Raw genomic sequence first — 1,233 nt, forward strand, 5'->3', positions numbered from 1 at the left:
ATCTCCTCTGGCAGGGGGAGATTTCTCAAGGTAACTACGGCTGTCTCTGTTACCTGAGCAGAGCTTACGTTTAGGTAAAGTAGCTGAACAAAGTAAAAAAATGAGCCAAGGAGCGGAACAAATACGACTCTCTCTCAGATCTAAGCTTCCTCTTTAGGTCTACCTGCATGTTATCTTGCCTGTAAAGTCATCTTATCCCCAACTGAACTGACTATAACTGGAAAAAACTATACTGGACAGGCAAGTCAGGAGAATTTCTAGCCATCTTGTAGTAGATGTCAGACTGGATACTTACAAACAAACTTCTGGCCGGGATCCAAGCCCAGCAAGCAGGAGATTTGCGACAAGCAGAGGCTATTTACTCCGAAATCTTGGCGGATTTTCCTGAGCATGCAGATGCCCTTCACCTGTTGGGAACGGTAGCTCAAGCCAGAGGAGACTCGGAATTGGCAGCGGCTCTCATTGCAGAAGCCATTGAGCAACATCCCGAAGTGGCTCTGTATCACCACAATTTGGGTGTCGTCTATGAGTCTTTGGGTCAACTCGAGGAAGCGCTATCCTGTTATCAGCAAAGCCTGAAACTGAATCCACACGCTGCTGGATCTGCCTTTCAAGCTGGAAAAATCTTAGTTAACCTGCGACGTAGCGAAGAAGCCATTGCCCTACTCAATCCTCTACTGGAAAACTCGGATGAACAGACAGGGATCCCTTTGGAAGAGGTGCATCTGAATCTGGCTATCGCCTACCGAGATCAAGGAGAACACGCTGTTGCCTTGGATCACCTAGAGAAAGCATTGGCTTTGGATCCCCAGTTAGAACAGGCTCGTTGGTTTTATCATCTCTACTTGCCGGCAGTCTATCAGAGTGAGGAAGAGCTCAACTCCTTTCGTGCTCGCTTTGTTGAGCACCTGGATCGTCTTATTGAGGAAACTCCCCTAGAAACAGAGGAGCAACGTCGCACAGCGCTGTGGGCATCAGGACTGGGAACCAATCACTACCTACAGTACCAAGGCTACAACGACCTGGATTTACAGAAAAAATATGCCCAGTTTGTTCAACGTATAGTCAACGCTTGCTATTCCCAGTGGAGATATCTTCCTCGCCAATCCCAGCCAGAGGATCCCATCCGAGTTGGGTTTGCCTCAGCTTCCATGCGAGCTTGCTCTTACAGCCGCTTATCTCTGGGTTGGGTTAAGTACCTAAATGCCAATTGGATTGATGGACAGGCTAACT

General features: G+C 48.1%; 1 protein-coding gene. It reads left to right on the forward strand.

Annotated elements, in window-relative coordinates; genetic code table 11:
- Nucleotides 1-275: 275 nt before the first annotated feature.
- The coding region (locus NW819_RS14475; RefSeq protein ID WP_414414175.1) for a tetratricopeptide repeat protein at nt 276-1,233 on the forward strand (958 nt) is incomplete at its 3' end.

The sequence above is a fragment of the Synechococcus sp. R8-2 genome (assembly GCF_047461715.1).
Lineage (GTDB): Bacteria > Cyanobacteriota > Cyanobacteriia > Thermostichales > Thermostichaceae > Thermostichus.